A 19,423-nucleotide genomic window follows, 5' to 3' on the forward strand; every position below is an offset into this window, starting at 1 on the left:
GGAGTTCCTCCTGATGATCGCCCCGCTCCGCACATTCGGCCTGGCCTGTGCCATCACCCTGGCGCTGGCTGCCTGCAGCAAGCCCGAACAACAGCAGGCGCCGCCGCCGCCGGAAGTGTCGGTGCTGGAAATGAAGCCGCAGACCCTGCCGCTGGAACGCGACCTGGTCGGCCGGCTGTCGGCATTCCGCTCGGCCGACGTGCGCGCGCGCGTGGACGGCGTGCTGCTCAAGCGCCTGTACACCGAAGGTACCGACGTCAAGGAAGGCCAGCCGCTGTTCGAGATCGACCCGGCGCCGCTGAAGGCCACGCTGCTGCAGGCGCAAGGCCAGCTGGCCGCCGCCGAGGCGACCTACGCCAATGCCCAGGTCGCCGCCAAGCGCGCGCGCAGCCTGGCCCCGCAGCAATATGTGTCGCGTGCCGACATCGACAACGCCGAAGCCACCGAGCGCTCCTCCGGCGCCAACGTGCAGCAGGCACGCGGCCAGGTCCAGTCCGCCCGCATCCAGCTCGGCTTTGCCAGCGTCACCTCGCCGATCACCGGCCGCGCCGGCATCCAGCGCGTGACCGAAGGTGCGCTGGTGGGCGCCGGTGAGGCGACCCTGCTGACCACGGTCGACCAGATCGACCCGCTGTACGTGAACTTCGCGATGAGCAGCGAAGAACTGGCCGCCCTGCGCCAGGCCCAGAGCAGCGGCAACGTGCAGCTCAGCGGCGATGGCAAGTCCACCATCAATGTGGAACTGGGCAACGGCACGCAGTACCCGCACCCGGGTACGCTGGATGTGTCGGCGGTGACGGTGGACCCGAGCACCGGTGCGGTGTCGCTGCGCGCGACCCTGCCCAATCCGGAGCAGGCGCTGCTGCCGGGCGCGTTCGTGACCTTCAAGGCCAGCCTTGGCCAGCGCAACAACGCCTACCTGGTGCCGCAGCAGGCCGTGCAGCGCGATGCCACCGGCGCCTACGCGCTGGTGCTGGGCAAGGACGGCAAGGTGGTGCGCAAGAATCTCACCGTCGATGGCCAGCAGAAGGGCCAGTGGATCGTGACCGCGGGCGTGACCCCGGGCGACCAGGTGATCGTCGACGGCGTGCAGAAGGCGAAGGAAGGCCAGCCGGCCAAGGGCGTGCCGTGGGATCCGAACAAGCCGGCGCAGGGTGGCCAGCCCGGCGCGCCGGGCGCGGCTCCCGCCGCTGCCCAGGGCGGCGGCGCGCAGGCCGCACCGGCGGCCGACAAGGCCGATGCAGCGGCACCGGCCGCGCAGGAACAGTCCAAGCCGGACGCTGCGGCGCAGCCGGCCGACTCCCAGTCCAAGCAGCAGTAACGGAACCCGGACATGCCTAAGTTTTTCATCGAACACCCTGTCTTTGCCTGGGTGGTGGCGATCCTGATCTCGCTTGCGGGCGTGATCTCGATCCTGAATCTGGGTATCGAGTCGTACCCCACGATCGCCCCGCCGCAGGTCACCGTTACCGCCAACTTCCCCGGCGCCAGCGCCGATACCGCCGAAAAAGCGGTGACCCAGGTCATCGAGCAGCAGCTCACCGGTATCGACCACCTGCTGTACTTCAACTCGTCCTCGGCCGCCAACGGCCGCGTGACCATCACGCTGACCTTCGAAACCGGCACCGACGCGGATATCGCGCAGGTGCAGGTGCAGAACAAGGTGTCGCTGGCCACGCCGCGCCTGCCCTCGGAAGTCACCCAGCAGGGTGTGGTGGTGGCCAAGGCCAACGCCGGCTTCCTGATGGTGGCCGCGTTGCGCTCGGACAACCCGTCGATCAACCGCGACGCGCTCAACGACATCGTCGGCTCGCGCGTGCTCGAACAGATCTCGCGCGTGCCCGGCGTGGGCAGCACCAACCAGTTCGGCGCCGAGTACGCGATGAACATCTGGTTGAACCCGGAGAAGCTGCAGGGCTACAACCTGTCGGCCACCCAGGTGCTGACCGCGGTGCGCAACCAGAACGTGCAGTTCGCGGCCGGTTCGGTGGGCGCCGACCCGACCCCGGAAGGCATCAGCTTCACCGCCACGGTCTCGGCCGAGGGCCGCTTCAGCTCGCCCGAGCAGTTCGAGAACATCATCCTGCGCACCGACAACAACGGCGCCACGGTGCGGTTGAAGGACGTCGCACGGGTCACCGTGGGGCCGAGCAACTACGGCTTCGACACCCAGTACAACGGCAAGCCCACCGGCGCCTTCGGTATCCAGCTGTTGCCGGGTGCCAACGCCCTGAACGTGTCCGAGGCGGTCGGCGCCAAGCTCGACGAGCTGCAGCCGACCTTCCCGCAGGGGGTGACCTGGTTTGCGCCGTACGAATCGACCACCTTCGTGCGCATCTCCATCGAGGAAGTGATCCACACGCTGGTGGAAGCCATCGTGCTGGTGTTTCTGGTGATGCTGCTGTTCCTGCAGAACTTCCGCGCCACCGTGATCCCCACGCTGGTGATTCCGGTCGCGCTGCTGGGCACGTTCTTCGGCATGTACATGATCGGCTTCACCATCAACCAGCTGACGCTGTTTGCGATGGTGCTGGCGATCGGCATCGTGGTCGACGACGCGATCGTGGTGATCGAGAACGTCGAACGCATCATGAGCGAGGAACACCTGGAGCCGAAGGCGGCCACGCAGAAGGCGATGACCCAGATCACCGGCGCGGTGGTGGCCATCACCGTGGTGCTGGCGGCGGTGTTCATCCCCTCCTCGCTGCAACCCGGCGCTTCGGGCGCGATCTACAAGCAGTTCGCACTGACCATCGCCATGTCGATGGGGTTCTCCGCGTTCCTGGCGTTGAGCTTCACCCCGGCGCTGTGCGGCGCGTTCCTCAAGTCGACCCATTCGACCAAGAAGAACTGGATCTACCGCACCTTCGACAAGTACTACGACAAGCTGGCGCATCGCTATGTCGGCGTGGTCGGCCACACCCTCAAGCGCTCGCCGCCGTGGATGATCGTGTTCGTGGTGCTGGTGGTGCTGTGCGGCTTCCTGTTCACCCGCATGCCGGGCAGCTTCCTGCCGGAAGAAGACCAGGGCTTTGCGGTGGCCATCGTGCAGCTGCCGCCGGGCGCGACCAAGATCCGCACCAACGAGGCCTTCGCGCAGATGCGTGCGGTGCTGGAGAAGCAGCCGGCCGTGGAAGGCATGCTGCAGATCGCCGGCTTCAGCTTCCTGGGTTCGGGCGAAAACGTCGGCATGGGCTTCATCCGGCTCAAGCCGTGGGAAGAGCGTGACGTTACTGCCGAGCAGTTGATCCAGCAGCTCAACGGCGCCTTCTACGGCATCAAGGGCGCGCAGATCTTCGTGGTCAACCTGCCCACCGTGCAGGGCCTGGGCCAGTTCGGCGGCTTCGACATGTGGCTGCAGGACCGCTCCGGCGCAGGCCAGCAAGCCCTAACCCAGGCGCGCAACATTGTGCTGGGCAAGGCGGCGGAAAAGCAGGACACCATGGTGGGCGTACGCCCGAACGGCCTGGAAGACGCGCCGCAGCTGCAACTGCACGTGGACCGCGTGCAGGCGCAGTCGATGGGCCTGGACGTCAGCGACGTCTACAGCTCGATCCAGCTGATGCTGGCGCCTGTCTACATCAACGACTACTTTTCCGAAGGCCGCATCAAGCGCGTCAACATCCGTGCCGACGACCAGTTCCGTACCGGCCCGGAGTCGCTGCGCAGCTTCTTCAGCCCCAGCGCCACGGCCACCGGTGCCGATGGTCAGCCGGGGATGATTCCGCTGAGCAATGTGGTCAAGGCCGACTGGACCTACGCCTCGCCGGCACTGAACCGCTATAACGGCTATTCGGCGGTGAATATCGTCGGCAACCCGGCGCCGGGCGGCAGCTCCGGCCAGGCGATGACCGCGATGGAGGAGATCGTCAACAACGACCTGCCGCCGGGCTTCGGTTTCGACTGGAGCGGCATGTCGTACCAGGAAATCATTGCCGGTAATGCGGCCACGCTGTTGCTGGCGTTGTCGGTGGTGGTGGTGTTCCTGTGCCTGGCCGCGCTCTACGAGAGCTGGTCGATTCCGGTGGCGGTGCTGATGGTGGTGCCGATCGGCGTGCTGGGTGCGATCACCTTCTCGATGCTGCGCGGCCTGCCGAACGATCTGTACTTCAAGATCGGCATGATCACCGTGATCGGCCTGGCGGCCAAGAACGCGATCCTGATCGTGGAGTTCGCAGTGGAGCAGCGTGCGGCAGGCAAGACGCTGCGCGAGGCGACGCTGGAAGCGGCGCATCTGCGCTTCCGCCCGATTCTGATGACTTCGTTCGCCTTCATCCTGGGCGTGCTGCCGCTGGCCATCTCCACCGGTGCCGGCGCAAACTCGCGTCACTCCATCGGTACTGGCGTGATCGGCGGCATGGTGTTCGCCACCGTGCTCGGCGTGATCTTCATTCCGCTGTTCTTCGTGGTGGTGCGCCGCATGCTGGGCGACAAGCTGGACGAGCAGTCCAAGGAATACCTGCTCGCGCAGAACGACTCGGGCCCGCATCGTCCGGATCGCTGATCCCGGACATGGCGTAGAACGAAAAGCCCCGGCAGTGCCGGGGCTTTTTTTTGGCTGCGCTGCAGTCATGTCTCGTAGGAGCGCACCTGGGCGCGATGGGCTGTACCGGTAACGCCCCTCGCGCCCGGGTGCGCTCCTACGGAGTTGCGGGGATTGGTGACATGGCGTGCTTCGACAGGACCCGCACAGCGCGATCCGCGACAACCGCCATGCCGTCGTAGGAGCGCACCTGGGCGTGATAGGCCTCACCGGTAACGCCCGTCGCGCCCGGGTGCGCTCCTACGGGGTGGCGGGGATTGGTGACATGGCGTGCTTCGACAGGACCCGCACAGCGCGATCCGCGACAACCGCCACGCCGTCGTAGGAGCGCACCTGGGCGCGATGGGCCTCACCGGTAACGCCCGTCGCGCCCGGGTGCGCTCCTACGGAGTGGCGGGGATTGGTGACATGGCGTGCTTCGACAGGACCCACACAGCGCGATCCGCGACAACCGCCATGCCGTCGTAGGAGCGCACCCGGGCGCGATGAGCCTCACCGGTAACGCCCGTCGCGCCCGGGTGCGCTCCTACGACGCCGGCGGCTAGGTGCGCGGGCGTGTGCCGGTAGAGCCGCGGACCACGCAGCGGCCGGTCATCACCATGCGGCGGATCGGCAGCTGCGGATTGCTCAAACGCTCGAGCAGCAGCGACATCGCCGCGCGGCCCATGTCCTCGACCGGTTGCTCGACCACGGTGATGCCCGGCTCGACCAGGTCGGTCCAGCGCTCGTTGTCGAAGCCGGCCAGGGCCAGGTCGTCGGGGATGCGCAGCCGGGCGGTGCGGGCGGCCTTGAGCGCGCCCATCAACAGCAGGCTGTTACTGGTCACGATGGCGTCGGGGCAGTCAGCGCCGGCCAGCCATTGGCCGACTTCGGCGATCGCCGCTTCGGCGGTGGGCGCCACTTCGCGGTAAGCCGGCGTCAACCCCGGCACCGCCATCGCGGCCAGATAGCCGTTGCGGCGCTCGGTCGCGGTGGTACTGGTGCCAAACAGCCCGCCGATGCGCCGATACCCCTGTGTCTGCAGATGCGCGACCAGCTCGCCCATGGCCGCGGCGTTGTCCAGCACCACGCTGTCGTAGCGGCTGCCGGGGCCGGCGCGGTCCACCAGCACGGTCGGGTAGTCCAGCACCAGCTCGTGCATGCGCCCGACCGTGCTGCGGGTCGGCGCGAAGATCAGCCCGGTGATGCGTTCTTCCTGCATCAATTGCAGGTACAGCGCCTCGCGCTCGGGGTCTTCGTCGGTATTGCACAGGGTCACGCGCATGCCGGCGCGGTAGGCCACTTCCTCCACCGCACGGATCAGCGCGGTGAAGTACGGGTTGCGGATGTCGGCGACGATCACCCCGAGGATGCCGGACTGCTGGGACCGCAGGCGCCGCGCCATCAGGTTGGGCCGGTAGCCGGTCTGGCGCACCGCCGCCTCGACCTTGGCCCGCACCTCCTCGCTGACCGGGCCGGTGCCCAGCGCGCGCGAGACCGTCGATTTGGAAACCCCGGCCACCCGGGCCACGTCATTGATGCTGATACTCACTGGGACCGTTCCCGCTCCATTTGCGCACCTAGGGCCAGGCGCCGTCTCTGATTCGATGCTAACCCGAAAGCACTACAACGTTTTTGTGCAGCGCACATTGACCTGGAACATGGGAACGTTCCCACTATACTGCCCAGCCCGTCCCCACCCCCGGAGTCCGTCTTGTCCTCTCCGTCGCCAGCCGCCCCCGTCACCCCCGAACTCGTGCGCCTGCGTGCGCATGCCCGCGACAAGGACGACGCCATCGCGCAGGCCGCCCAGTTGCTGGTCGCCGCCGGCTGCGTGGCGCCGGGCTACGACGCCAGCATGCGGCGCCGCGAAGGCCTGGCGAACACCTTCCTCGGCCACGGCCTGGCGATCCCGCACGGCGTCGGCGAAGACCGCCACCTGGTCCGCCGCGACGGCATCGCGGTGCTGCAGTTGCCCGAGGGCGTGGAGTGGAACCCGGGCCAGACCACCCGGCTGGTGGTCGGCATCGCCGCCCAGTCCGACACCCACATCACCCTGCTGCGCCGGCTGACCCGCCTGATCCAGGACCCGGCCCAGCTGGAAGCGCTGTTCACCACCGATGACCCCGGCGTGATCGTGGCGGCCTTGACCGGCGACCGCGCACCCGACAGCAGCGCCGCGCCGGCCACCGATCTGGCCGAATCCTTCGAATGGACCATCGCCTACCCCAGCGGCCTGCACGCCCGCCCGGCCACGCGTTGGGCCGAGACCGCGCGTGGTTTTTCGGCGCGCGCCCAGGTGCGCGCCGGCGACCAGGCCGCCGATGCCAAGAGCCTGGTCGGCCTGCTGCAGCTGGGCCTGCGTGCCGGCGACAGCATCACCGTTTCGGCCGAAGGCACTGATGCGGGTGCGCTGCTCAAGCGCCTGCGCGCAGTGATGGACAGCCTGACCGCGCAGGAAAAGGCCGATGCCGAGCGTGCCGCGCAACGCCGCGCCGCCCCGGTGGCCGGCTGGACGCCGCCGCAGGCGCAGCCGGCCATCGTCGGCATCGGCGCCAGCCCGGGCGTGGCGATCGGCATCGTGCACCGGCTGCGCGCGGCACAGACCGAGGTGGCCGATCAACCGGTCGGCCTGGGCGATGGCGGCGCGCTGCTGCACGACGCGCTGACCCGCACCCGCCAGCAGCTGGCGGCGATCCAGGACGATACCCAGCGCCGGCTCGGCGCCTCGGACGCGGCGATCTTCAAGGCCCAGGCCGAACTGCTCAACGACACCGACCTGATCACCCGCACCTGCCAGCTGATGGTCGAAGGCCACGGCGTGGCGTGGTCGTGGCATCAGGCGGTGGAACAGATCGCCTCGGGCCTGGCCGCACTCGGCAACCCGGTGCTGGCCGGCCGCGCGGCCGACCTGCGCGACGTCGGCCGCCGCGTGCTGGCCCAGCTCGACCCGGCCGCCGCCGGCGCCGGCCTGACCGACCTGCCGGAGCAGCCCTGCATCCTGCTGGCCGGTGATCTGTCACCGTCGGACACCGCCAACCTGGACACCGCACGCGTGCTCGGCCTGGCCACCGCGCAAGGCGGGCCGACCTCGCATACCGCGATCCTGTCACGCACGCTCGGCCTGCCGGCGCTGGTCGCGGCCGGCGGCCAACTCATGGATATCGAAGACGGCGTCACCGCCATCATCGACGGCAGCAGTGGGCGGCTGTACATCACCCCGTCCGAGCTGGACCTGGATGCGGCGCGCACGCATATCGCCGAGCAGCAGGCGATCCGCGAGCGCGAGGCCGCGCAGCGCGCATTGCCAGCCGAAACCAGCGACGGCCACCACATCGACATCGGCGCCAACGTCAACCTGCCCGACCAGGTTGCGATGGCGCTGACCCAGGGCGCCGAAGGCGTCGGCCTGATGCGGACCGAATTCCTGTTCCTGGAAAGCGGCAGCACGCCCAGCGAGGACGAGCAGCACGCGACCTACCTGGCGATGGCGCAGGCGCTGGATGGCCGCCCGCTGATCGTGCGCGCGCTGGACATCGGCGGCGACAAGCAGGTGGCGCATCTGGAGCTGCCGCACGAGGAAAACCCGTTCCTGGGCGTCCGCGGCGCACGCCTGCTGCTGCGTCGCCCGGACCTGCTCGAACCGCAGCTGCGTGCGCTGTACCGCGCCGCCAAGGACGGGGCGCGGCTGTCGATCATGTTCCCGATGATCACCTCGGTGCCGGAGCTGATCACCCTGCGCGCCATCTGCGCGCGCATCCGCGCCGAACTCGACGCGCCGGAAGTGCCGATCGGCATCATGATCGAGGTACCCGCCGCCGCCGCGCAGGCCGACGTGCTGGCGCGCCATGCGGACTTCTTCTCGATCGGCACCAACGACCTGACCCAATACGTGCTGGCGATCGACCGCCAGAACCCGGAGCTGGCCGCCGAAGCCGACAGCCTGCACCCGGCGGTGCTGCGCATGATCCGCAGCACGATCGAAGGTGCGCGCAAACACGACCGCTGGGTCGGCGTGTGCGGTGGCCTGGCCGGCGATCCGTTCGGCGCCAGCCTGCTGGCCGGCCTGGGCGTGCAGGAACTGTCGATGACGCCCAACGACATTCCGGCGGTGAAGGCACGCCTGCGCGGCACCGCGCTGAGCACGCTGCAACAGCTCGCCGAGCAGGCGCTGAACTGCGAAACCGCAGAGCAGGTGCGCGCCCTGGAAGCGCAGCGCGAGGGCCAGGCATGAACCTGCACGCCATCACGGTGACGCTGAACCCGGCGATCGACCAGACCATCCAGCTTGACAGCCTGCAGCCGGGCGCGGTGCATCGCGCCAGCAGCGTGCGCAACGATGCCGGCGGCAAGGGCATCAACGTGGCCGCCTGTCTGGCCGACTGGGGCAGCCAGGTCGCCGCGCTCGGCGTGCTCGGGGTCGGCAATGCCGGCGTGTTCGAGGCGCTGTTCCGCGAGCGCGGCATTGCCGATCACTGCCAGCGCGTGGCCGGCGAGACACGCACCAACCTCAAGCTGGTCGAAGCGCGCAGCAACGACACCACCGACATCAACCTGCCCGGCCTGCGCCTGGGCCAGCCGCACCTGCAGGGCGTGGCCGATCACCTTGCCCCGCTGCTGCGCCCCGGCCTGCCGGTGGTGCTGTCGGGCAGCCTGCCGGCCGGCCTGCCGGACGACAGCTGGGCGCAGCTGCAGGCCCAGGCCAGCGCCGCCGGTGCGCGCGTGCTGCTGGACACCAGTGGCGCGCCACTGGTGGCCGCACTCGGTGCCGCGCGCCAGGCGCTGCCGTACGCGGTCAAGCCGAACCGGCACGAGCTGGAAGCCTGGACCGGTCGCCCGCTGAGCGACCGTGCCGCCCTCAGCGCCGCCGCGCACGAACTGATCGCGCGCGGCATCCAGCTGGTGGTCATTTCGATGGGGACCGAAGGCGCGCTGTTCGTGCAGCGCGACCAGCGTCTGATCGCGCGTCCGCCGCGCCTGGCGCAGGGCAGCAGCGTGGGCGCCGGTGACGCGATGGTGGCCGGCCTGGCCGCCGCGCTGCTCGGCGAGTCCACCGATCTGGAAAGTTGCGCACGGCTGGCGACCGCGTTCTCGGTCAGCCGGCTGGAAAGCGGCGATGCGCGCCGGCTGAACCCGCAGCAGGTGCGCAAGCTCGCCGGCGAGATCGTCATCGACCCGCTCTCGTAGCAAACGCCCGCGCGAACGCTGGCCGCACCAGCGCAGCGCGCCGGTGTTTTGCGCAAGACACCACGTATCCCGCCGGCGCTTGCCGGCGACCGAACAACGCAGGAGATTTGCATGTCCTCTTCCATCGTGGTCATCGCCGCTGGCGACCGCAGCACCGAAGCCGTCCTGGCGGCCGAAGCGCTGCGCCGGGCGGCCACCGCCGCCGGGCGCAGCGTGACGATCGAAATCCGCAGCGACCAGGGCGTGCTCGGCGCATTGCCGGACGAACTGGCCAGCGCCGCCAGCCAGGTGCTGGTGATCGGCGACGCCGATGCCGACACCGCCCGCTTCGGCGACGCGCAGCTGCTGCGCCTGAGCCTGGGCGCAGTACTGGACGACCCGGCCGCCGCAGTGAACCAGCTCGCCGCACCGGCTGCCACCAATGCATCGGCTGCCGCAGGCAGCGCGGGCGCCGGCAGCAAGCGCATCGTTGCGATCACCTCCTGCCCCACCGGCATCGCGCACACCTTCATGGCCGCCGAAGGCCTGCAGCAGGCCGCGAAGAAACTCGGCTACCAGATCCGCGTGGAAACGCAGGGTTCGGTCGGCGCGCAGGACGCCCTGACCGACGCGGAAATCCGCGATGCCGATCTGGTGCTGATCGCCGCCGATCGCGAGGTCGACCTGGCCCGCTTCGGCGGCAAGCGCCTGTTCAAGAGCGGCACCAAGCCGGCGATCAACGATGGCCCGGCCTTGATCCAGAAAGCGCTGGCCGAAGCCGGCGTGCACGGCGGCGCGGCGCCGGTCGCAGGCGCCGCCAAGGCCGAAAACACCGGCAACGGCCGCACCGGCGCCTACAAGCACCTGATGACCGGCGTGTCGTTCATGCTGCCCTTCGTCACCGCCGGCGGCCTGTTGATCGCGCTGGCATTCGCGCTCGGCGGCATCTATGCCGGCGACGATGCGCACCAGGGCACGCTGGCCTGGTCGCTGTTCCAGATCGGCGCCAAGGCCGGCTTCACCCTGATGGTGCCCGCGCTGGCCGGCTATATCGCCTACTCCATCGCCGACCGCCCCGGTATCGCGCCCGGCATGATCGGCGGGCTGGTCGCAGCCAACCTCAATGCCGGCTTCCTCGGCGGCATCATCGCCGGCTTCATCGCCGGCTACGGCGTGGCCGCGCTCAACCGCTACATCCGCCTGCCGCGCAACCTGGAAGGGCTCAAGCCGGTGCTGATCCTGCCGGTGCTGGGCACCCTGCTGGTCGGCCTGGCGATGATGTACGTGTTCGGTCAGCCGGTGGCGGACCTGCTGGCCTGGCTCACCGCCTGGCTGCGCGGCATGCAGGGCAGCAGCGCGTTGCTGCTGGGCCTGTTGCTCGGCGGCATGATGGCCTTCGACATGGGCGGGCCGGTCAACAAGGCCGCCTATGCGTTCTCCACCGGCCTGATCGCCAGCCAGGTCTACACCCCGATGGCCGCCGCCATGGTCGCCGGCATGACCCCGCCGCTGGGCATCGCACTGGCCACCTGGGTGTTCCGCAACCGCTTCACCGTGGAAGAGCGCGGCTCGGCCACGGCCGCCGGCGTGCTCGGGCTGGCCTTCGTCACCGAAGGCGCCATCCCGTATGCCGCGCGCGACCCGCTGCGCACCATCCCGGCACTGGTGATCGGCTCGGCCGTGGCCGGCGCGATCTCGATGACCGCCGGCGCCGAGTTGAAGGCACCGCATGGCGGCATCTTCGTGCTGCTGATCCCCAACGCGGTGACCCACCTGCTCAATTACGTGCTGGCCCTGGTGGTCGGCGTGGTGGTCACCGCGGTGGCACTGCGCCTGCTCAAGAAGCCGGTGGCCGACGTGGTCGCCTGACCTTCGGCCACCCCGCCACTGGCGCTCGCAGCCCGCGCATGCGCCACGCCTGATCGCCGCCCCGCTCCACCCCTGACTGGTTTCACCGCTGCGCTGCGCACCCTCGTGCGCGGCCAGCGGCTTGCCCATCCCCTAGCTGTCGCGTTCGCCACCCGGCCACGCCTTCCTTCGTTCGGAGTCCTGCCATGACCGTCCTCGCCCCCCGCCATGCCCGTCCCCGCCTGCTGTGCCTGTCGCTGGCACTGGCGCTGACCCCGCTCGCCCAAGCGCAGGATGCCGCCGATGCCTTCAAGCTCAAGCTGGGTTACACCGGCGAAGCCGCCTCGATGATCGATGGCGGCCGCAAGAACGGCGACGCCTATGCCGGCCAGCTGATGGTCGGTACCGACGTCGACATGGACCGCCTGTTCGGCTGGGGCGGCGCCACCGTCAAGCTGTACGTCACCAACCGCCACGGCACCAACCTGGCCAACAGCAGCATCGGCAACAGCACCTCGGTGCAGGAGATCTACGGCGGCCAGGGCACGCGGCTGGCCAACTTCACCCTGCTGCAGAAACTGTTCGACGACCGCCTGGAACTGGAAGCCGGCCGCAGCGTGGCCAACATCCACTTCCTCGGCTCGGACCTGTGCCAGTACTTCCAGGGCAACTCGGCCTGCGGCAACCCCACCTTCGTGTTCCGCACCAGCAATTTCACCTACTGGCCGGTGTCCAGCTGGGCCGCGCATGCCACCGCCTGGGTCACGCCCAAGGTCTACGTGCATGTGGGCGCCTACGAGGTGAACCCGGTGCAGGCCCAGGACGGCCAGCACGGGCTGAAGTGGAGCACCGACGACACCACCGGCGTGGTGGTGCCTTACGCGGTCGGCTACAAGAACAAGGGCGGCGACGGCAGCATGGCCGCGATGTACGAACTGGGCGGCTGGCAGGACAACTCCGACTACACCGACCCGCTGCGCGACCGCAACGGCAACCCGGCCGTGCTCAGCGGCCTGGGCTACGAGAACAAGCAGGGCCGCTCGGGCATGTTCGCCCGCTTCGAACAACAGGTCACCAATCCGGATCCGTCCGGCAGCCGCGGCCTGACCGTGTTCGGCGCCATCCTCAAGAGCACCGGCGGCCAGGCGATCGAGGACCACTTCGTGCAACTGGGCCTGGTGCAGAAAGGCACCTTCGCCAGCCGCCCGCAGGACAACATCGCCTTTGTGATCACCCAGCAGAAGTACAGCGACGAGGCGATCGAAAACCTGCGCCTGGCGCGCGCCTCAGCCGGCGGCACCGGCACCCCGGCCGACAACCAGATCATGATGGAGCTGAGCTACGGCATCCAGGTCACCAAGCGCCTGCGCATCGCACCGAACCTGCATTACGTGATCAACCCCGACCAGTTCAACGAACCGACGCGCACCAACGATCTGAAGAACGCGTTGATTGCGGGCATGCGGATCGACTGGAATCTGTAAGTCCGCGAGGATCGGTGCGTGCGTTGCAGGACGTTGCAGCGCACTCACCTAGCTCGGTAGGAGCGCGCCTGAGCGCGATGAGGCATTCCCGATAAAGCCCGGTCGCGCTCTGGCGCGCTCCTACGACGCATTACACTGCATGGGGCGACCTGGGTCCGGCGGATTTAGCCAGCGCGCTCGCTTGGCCCGGTAGGAGCGCACCCGGGCGCGATGAGGCATTCCCAATAAAACCCGATCGCGCGCAAGCGCGCTCCTACGACGCATTGCACTGCATGGCTGACCTGGTTTCGGCGGGTTTAGCCAGCCCGCTCGCCCGGCCCGGTAGGAGCGCACCTGGGCGCGATGAGGCGTTACCGATAAAGCCTCGTCGCGCTCAGGCGCGCTCCTACGATACGTCGCGTTGCCCTGCTCGATGCGCCAAAACGAAAAAACCGCGCAGCGCGCGGTTTTTTCGTGATCGAAGATCGATGACCAATCAGGGACGACGCGCCAGCGCCTCCACGTCCTTTGCCTTGGGCAGCAGATCCTGCTTGGTGACGGCGAACGGCCCGATGCTCAGCATTGGCACTGCCACGATCACCGAGGAGATCACCACGATCACCGCGCCGATCATGTGCGTTTCGGCCAGGCCTTCCATCGACTCACCGCCGTAGATGTACAGCGCCAGCGCCGACAGGAAGAACATCACCGCGGTGATCACCGTGCGCGACAGCGTCTGGTTGATCGATCGGTTCAGTACTTCCAGCGGCTCCACCCGCAGCGCGCGGAAATTTTCGCGCACGCGGTCGAACACCACGATGATGTCGTTGATCGCAAAGCCCATCACCGACAACAGGCCGGCCAGCACGGTCAGGTCGAACTCGCGGCCGGTCAGCGACACGAAGGCCACGGTGACCAGCAGGTCGAACAGAGCGGTCAGGCTGGCGACCACGGCGAACTTCCACTCGAAGCGGAAGGCGATGTAGATCAGAAAACCCACCAGCATGAACACGGTGGCGTACACGCCGTTCAAGGCCAGGTCCTTGCCGACCTGCGGGCCGACGAACTCGCCCGGCTGTACGGTGGCGGGATTCTGCGCGGTGCTGACCGCCTTGCGCACTTCTTCGGCGACGGTGGTTGCGGCATCGTCGCGGTTGTTGTGCTGCTCGCGCGCCTGCAGGCGGATCATCACTTCGTTGCCGCCGCGCGCGTTCTGCACCTGGGCGTTCTCGAAGCCGGCCTTGGCCAGTTGCTCGCGCACCTGGTCCACGTCCACGGTCTTCTGGAACGAGGTCTGCACCAGCGTGCCGCCGGTGAATTCCAGTGCGTAGTTGAAGCCCTTGCCGACGATGACGCCGACCGAGGCCACCGCGATCACCAGCATCAGGATCAGCACCGGCTTGCGCAGGCGCATGAAGTCGATCTTGGTGTCGTTGGGAATGAGATGGAGCGGGAACAATTTCATGGAAAAGATCTTCCGTTTAGACGTTACGCACCGTCACGATGCGCAACGCTTGCGAAGGGATTCATCCCCCGCCCCCAGCAGCGCACTGCAGGGACAAGGCCGGACTCGCATCTCAGATGGCGACGGTCTTCAGCTTCTTGCGGCGGCCGTAGATCAGCACCGCCAGCGCACGCGACACGGTGATCGCGGTAAACATCGAGGCGAAGATACCGATCATCATGGTCAGCGCGAAGCCCTTCAGCGGGCCGGTGCCGAACGCGTACAAGGCGACCGCCACGATCAGACCGGTGAGGTTGGCGTCCAGGATGGTGCCGCCGGCCTTTTCATAACCGGCGGCAATCGCCGATTTGGCCGGCACGCCCAGTCGCAGCTCCTCGCGGATACGCTCGTTGATCAGCACGTTGGCGTCCACCGACAGGCCCACCGACAACGCCAGGCCGGCAAACCCGGGCAGCGTCATGGTCGCGCCGAACAGCGACATCACCGCCACCACGATCAGCAGGTTGAACAGCAGCGCCACCGAGGTGATCGCGCCGAACACGCGGTAATAGACGGTAAAGAACACCAGTGTGAACAGGAACGAGTAGACCACCGCAGTGACGCCGCGCTCCACGTTCTCTGCGCCCAGGCTCGGGCCGATCACGTATTCCTCAACGAAATCCATCGGTGCGGCCAGCGAGCCGGATTTCAACAACTTGGCCAGGTTCTCCGCTTCGGTCTTTTCCAGACCGGTGGTCTGGAAGTTCTTGCCGAACACGCCGGCGATACGGGTCGGCGACAGCGCCTCTTCCTTGACCCGCACGCTGCGCACTTCCTTGCCGTCGACCATGCTGACGGTGGGAATGCGCTCGATGTAGACCACCGACATCAGCTTGCCGACGTTGGCGCTGGTGTAGTCGAGCATGCGCTGGCCGGCGACGTTGTTGAGCGTCACTGCCACCGCCGGCATGCCGTTCTGGTCGGTGCTGACGCTGGCGCTGACCATCTGGTCGCCGGTCACCAGCGCGCGCTTGTTGAGCAGCACCGGCGCGCCGGTATCGCGCACGCGGTAGACCTTGGCTTCGGGCGGGATGCTGCCGCTGCGCACTGCGTCTTCGGCATTGCCTTCGACCACCGCGCGGAATTCCAGCGAGGCGGTGGCGCCGATCAGGCGCTTGGCCTCGGCGGTGTCCTGCAGGCCGGGCAGTTCGACCACGATGCGGTCCTCGCCCTGGCGCTGGATGGTCGGTTCGGACACGCCCAGCGCGTTGACGCGGTTACGCAAGGTGGTGAGGTTCTGCTCGATCGCGCCGCTGGCGATCTGCTTGAGTTCGGCCTCCGGCACCTTGACCGAGATGTTCTGGCCGCTGACGTCGTAGGTCAGGGTCGGCTGCGACTTGGCCAGCGCGGTACGCGCTGCGTCGACGCTGGCGCCCTCGCTCAGGCTGACCTGGATGCTGTTGTCGCCGCGGCGCTCGACCGAGCGATAGGCGATACGGCCGTCACGCAGCGTGGTGCGGATGTCTTCGGCAAAGCCGTCCAGGCGCTTTTCCAGCGCGGCCTTCTGGTCCACCTGCATGGCGAAGTGCACGCCGCCGACCAGGTCCAGGCCCAGCACCATCGGCCGGCCGCCCAGCTTGGCCAGCCAGTCGGGCACGGTCGAGGCCAGATTCAGCGCCACCGTGTAGTTCTCGCCCAGTTGCTGGCGCAGCACGTCGTTGGCGCGGGTCTGTGCCTGCAGGTTTGGCAGGCGCACCATCAGGCTGTCGCCTTCCCGGGTGACGGCCTTCGGCGTGATGCCGGCGGCCTTGAGGTCGGCGTCGATGCGGCTGCGCAAGGCGTCGTCGAGCTGGGCACCGCGGCTGGCGGTGATCTGCACGGACGGGTCCTTCTGGTAGATGTTGGGCAGCGCGTACAACGCGCTGACCGCCAGCACCAGCAGGATCAGGAAATACTTCCAGCGAGGAAATTCAAGCATTGCGACAGTCCCGCGCGACACCATCCCGGCGACGCGCCTAGCAGTGAGAACGACTTCAGGCGGCCAATACAACGTCGCCAGCGGTCGTCAGGTGGATGCGGCGGTGCCGCGGAGCAGCGCGCTCAGCGCCGGTTCGCGGCACCGACTGCGCCCACCTGACAGTGGGCGCAGCGGGTTGGTTGCCGCTTAGTTGGCAGACTTCAGCGTGCCCTTGGGCAGCACGTGGCCCACGGCACTCTTCTGCACGCGGATGCGCACGTTGTCGGCCACTTCCACGGTGATGAAGTTGTCGCCGATATCGGTGATCACGCCCGCCACGCCGCCGGAGGTGATGACCTCGTCGCCGCGCGCCAGCTTGTCCAGCAGCGACTTGTGCTCCTTCTGGCGCTTCATCTGCGGGCGGATCATCAGGAAGTACATGACCGCGATCAGGATGATCGGCAGCGCGAAGGTGGACAGGCCGCCCATCGGGCCGGGCGCCGGCGCGCCGCCAGTGGCCTGCGCCTGGGCGACGGGGATCAGGAAATCGAGCAGATTCATTCAGTGCATCCTAGTTTGGGTGCCAGCGCGCCAACCGGCCGCTCGCTATTCAGGTACCGCCGGAGCGGAACAGCCGGGAATTATGCCATGCAGGTTCCAAACCGTCCGCGCAAGGGCGCGGACGGCCGGTCTCAGCTGGTTTCCCCCGGCAACGGCGGCGTGATGGCGCCGCGTGCCGCATAGAAGGACCGCCGGAACTCGGCAAAGGTTCCCGAGGCGATCGCCGCACGCAGGTCGGCCATCAACTTCTCGTAGTACCAGAGGTTGTGCAGGGTGCCCAGCATCGGCGCCAGCATCTCGTTGCAGCGGTCCAGATGGCGCAGGTAGGAGCGCGTGTAGCCGCTGCTGCAGGCATGGCAGCCGCAGCCCGGCTCGATGGTGTCCAGGTCGCGCTCGTACTTGGCGTTGCGGATGCGCACGGTGCCGAAGGAGGTGAAGTAATGCCCGTTGCGCGCATTGCGTGTGGGCATCACGCAGTCGAACATATCCACGCCCCGTGCCACGCCTTCGACCAGGTCCTCCGGCCGGCCCACCCCCATCAGGTAACGCGGGCGGTCGGCTGGCAGGCGCGGATGCAGGTGTTCCAGCATCGCGTTGCGCTCATGCTCCGGCTCGCCCACCGCCAGCCCGCCGATGGCGTAGCCGTCGAACCCGATGCCCTGCAGCCCGTCCAGCGAGCGGCTGCGCAGGTCCGGATGCACCCCGCCCTGCACGATGCCGAACAGCGCCGCGTCGTTGCCCAGCCCGTCATGCGCCTGCCGCGAGCGCTGCGCCCAGCGCAGGCTCAGCTCCATCGAGCGCCGCGCCACCTCTTCGGTGGCCGGGTACGGCGTGCATTCGTCGAAGATCATCACGATGTCCGAATCGAGCACCTTCTGGATCTGCATGCTCTCTTCCGGGCCCAGGAACACCCGCGCACCATCGGTGGGCGAGGCGAAGGTCACGCCCTGCTCGGTGATCTTGCGGCGATGCGCCAGCGAAAACACCTGGAACCCGCCCGAATCGGTGAGGATCGGCCCGTCCCAGCGCGCAAACCCGTGCAACCCGCCGTGATCGCCGATCACATCCAGGCCCGGGCGCAGATACAGGTGGAAGGTATTGCCCAGGATGATCTCCGCACCCAGCGCGCGGATCTGCTCGGGCAGGATGCCCTTGACCGAGCCATAGGTACCCACCGGCATGAACGCCGGCGTCTCGACGGTGCCACGCGGAAAGGTCAGACGCCCACGCCGGGCATGGCCGTCGGTGGCTTGAAGCTGGAACTGGAGTCGGGACATTGAAAGGCCGGGAATGGGGAATCGGGATTTGGGAATCGGAAGAGCGGTTGGCAGGTGGCTGATCGTTCGGCGGATGCCGCTCTACGATTCCCCATTCCCGATTCCCGATTCCCTGCTCCACAGCAACATCGCATCGCCGTAGGAAAAGAAGCGATAGCGCTGTTCGATGGCGTGTTGATAGGCGGCGAAGATGCGCTCGCGGCCGGCGAAGGCCGAGACCATCATCAGCAGCGTGCTTTCGGGCAGATGGAAGTTGGTGACCATCGCGTCGACGCTGCGGATGCGGTAGCCGGGCAGGATGAAGATCTGGGTTTCGCCGGCAAATGGCAGCAGTTCGCCCTCGGGCGCGGCATCGCTGGTGCGCCAGGCACTTTCCAGCGAGCGCACCACCGTGGTTCCCACCGCGATGACGCGGCCGCCGCGGGCCCGGGTACGGCGCACCTGCTCGACCAGCGCGGCGCCGACGTTGAGCCACTCGGTGTGCATCACGTGCTGGTCGAGCGCATCCACGCGTACCGGCTGGAAGGTGCCGGCGCCCACATGCAAGGTGACATGGCCGAACTCCACCCCGCGCTCGCGCAACCGCGCCAGCAACGCCTCGTCGAAATGCAGGCCGGCGGTGGGGGCAGCCACCGCACCGACCTCGCGCGCGAACACGGTCTGGTAGCGCTCGCGGTCTTCCACCCCCGGCTCGCGGCGGATGTACGGCGGCAGCGGCAGGCGCCCGGCTTCCAGCAGCCAGTGCTCCAGCGGCGTGGGGATCTCGAAGCGCAGCAGATAAAACTCGCCGTCGCGGCCCAGCACCTCGGCCTGGCCGCCGGCGTCCAGCGCGATCCAGCTGCCGGCCTTGGGCGACTTGCTGGCGCCGATCTGCACCCGCGCCTCGCGCTCGCCGAGCAGGCGCTCGATCAGGATTTCCACCCGCCCGCCACTGGCCTTTTGCCCGAACAACCGCGCCGGGATCACCCGGGTATCGTTGAAGATCAGCAGATCGCCCGGCTGCAGCAGCTCGGGCAGATCCCGCACCTGCCGGTCGACCAGCGCCTGCGGCGACGGCGGCACCACCAGCAAGCGGCTGGCCGCCCGCTCGGCCAACGGCGCCTGGGCAATCAGCTCGTCGGGCAGCGAATAGTTGAAATCGGACTTCTTCAAGGCCGCAGGATTGGATGGCTGAGGAGCCGGATA

At 68.1% G+C, this 19,423-nt stretch carries 12 protein-coding genes; 6 read left to right on the forward strand and 6 right to left on the reverse strand.

The window, feature by feature from the left end; genetic code table 11:
- The first annotated feature begins 13 nt into the window (after positions 1-13).
- Both AC06DU_RS12395 and AC06DU_RS12400 read left to right on the forward strand, forming a co-directional pair.
- On the forward strand, positions 14-1,321 hold the full coding sequence (locus AC06DU_RS12395; protein ID WP_226427653.1) for an efflux RND transporter periplasmic adaptor subunit: 1,308 nt from the start codon (positions 14-16) through the stop codon (positions 1,319-1,321).
- Between the two features lie 12 nt (positions 1,322-1,333).
- Positions 1,334-4,504 carry a multidrug efflux RND transporter permease subunit gene (locus AC06DU_RS12400; protein ID WP_054593017.1) on the forward strand — a complete coding sequence of 1,057 codons (3,171 nt, stop codon included), beginning with the start codon at positions 1,334-1,336 and terminating at the stop codon, positions 4,502-4,504.
- 580 nt (positions 4,505-5,084) lie between these two features.
- On the opposite strand, the gene AC06DU_RS12405 is transcribed toward AC06DU_RS12400, so the two are convergent.
- The gene (locus AC06DU_RS12405; protein WP_166770884.1) at positions 5,085-6,074 is read right to left on the reverse strand and encodes a LacI family DNA-binding transcriptional regulator; all 990 of its coding nucleotides are present in this window, start codon (positions 6,072-6,074) and stop codon (positions 5,085-5,087) included.
- Positions 6,075-6,236: 162 nt separating this feature from the next.
- On the opposite strand from AC06DU_RS12405, the gene ptsP reads away from it, so the two are divergent.
- From ptsP to AC06DU_RS12425, 4 genes are all read left to right on the forward strand, one after another.
- Positions 6,237-8,756, forward strand: a complete 2,520-nt coding sequence (ptsP, locus tag AC06DU_RS12410) for a phosphoenolpyruvate--protein phosphotransferase (RefSeq protein WP_478202545.1) — start codon at positions 6,237-6,239, stop codon at positions 8,754-8,756.
- Positions 8,753-9,709 (forward strand): 1-phosphofructokinase, encoded by a 957-nt coding sequence (gene pfkB, locus AC06DU_RS12415; RefSeq protein ID WP_065050193.1) that lies wholly within the window; start codon positions 8,753-8,755, stop codon positions 9,707-9,709. The genes ptsP and pfkB overlap by 4 nt, the downstream gene beginning before the upstream one ends.
- Positions 9,710-9,820: 111 nt before the next feature.
- The gene (locus AC06DU_RS12420) at positions 9,821-11,557 is read left to right on the forward strand and encodes a PTS fructose transporter subunit IIC (protein ID WP_024940699.1); all 1,737 of its coding nucleotides are present in this window, start codon (positions 9,821-9,823) and stop codon (positions 11,555-11,557) included.
- A gap of 185 nt (positions 11,558-11,742) precedes the next feature.
- Positions 11,743-13,020: a carbohydrate porin gene (locus AC06DU_RS12425; protein ID WP_478202546.1), complete on the forward strand. Its 1,278-nt coding sequence runs from the start codon at positions 11,743-11,745 to the stop codon at positions 13,018-13,020.
- 475 nt (positions 13,021-13,495) lie between these two features.
- On the opposite strand, the gene secF is transcribed toward AC06DU_RS12425, so the two are convergent.
- From secF to queA, 5 genes are all read right to left on the reverse strand, one after another.
- Entirely contained in the window at positions 13,496-14,464 is a 969-nt protein-coding gene (secF, locus tag AC06DU_RS12430) for a protein translocase subunit SecF (RefSeq protein WP_016903296.1), read from the reverse strand.
- 112 nt (positions 14,465-14,576) lie between these two features.
- Positions 14,577-16,421 (reverse strand): protein translocase subunit SecD, encoded by a 1,845-nt coding sequence (secD, locus tag AC06DU_RS12435; protein ID WP_179465659.1) that lies wholly within the window; start codon positions 16,419-16,421, stop codon positions 14,577-14,579.
- Between the two features lie 186 nt (positions 16,422-16,607).
- Positions 16,608-16,961, reverse strand: coding sequence for a preprotein translocase subunit YajC (yajC, locus tag AC06DU_RS12440; RefSeq protein WP_016903294.1), 354 nt, complete (start codon positions 16,959-16,961; stop codon positions 16,608-16,610).
- A gap of 131 nt (positions 16,962-17,092) precedes the next feature.
- Positions 17,093-18,238 (reverse strand): tRNA guanosine(34) transglycosylase Tgt, encoded by a 1,146-nt coding sequence (gene tgt / locus AC06DU_RS12445; protein ID WP_016903293.1) that lies wholly within the window; start codon positions 18,236-18,238, stop codon positions 17,093-17,095.
- Positions 18,239-18,319: 81 nt separating this feature from the next.
- Positions 18,320-19,390: a tRNA preQ1(34) S-adenosylmethionine ribosyltransferase-isomerase QueA gene (queA, locus tag AC06DU_RS12450; protein ID WP_024940835.1), complete on the reverse strand. Its 1,071-nt coding sequence runs from the start codon at positions 19,388-19,390 to the stop codon at positions 18,320-18,322.
- Between the last annotated feature and the right edge of the window lie 33 nt (positions 19,391-19,423).

It is taken from the genome of Xanthomonas sp. NCPPB 3200 (assembly GCF_056393585.1).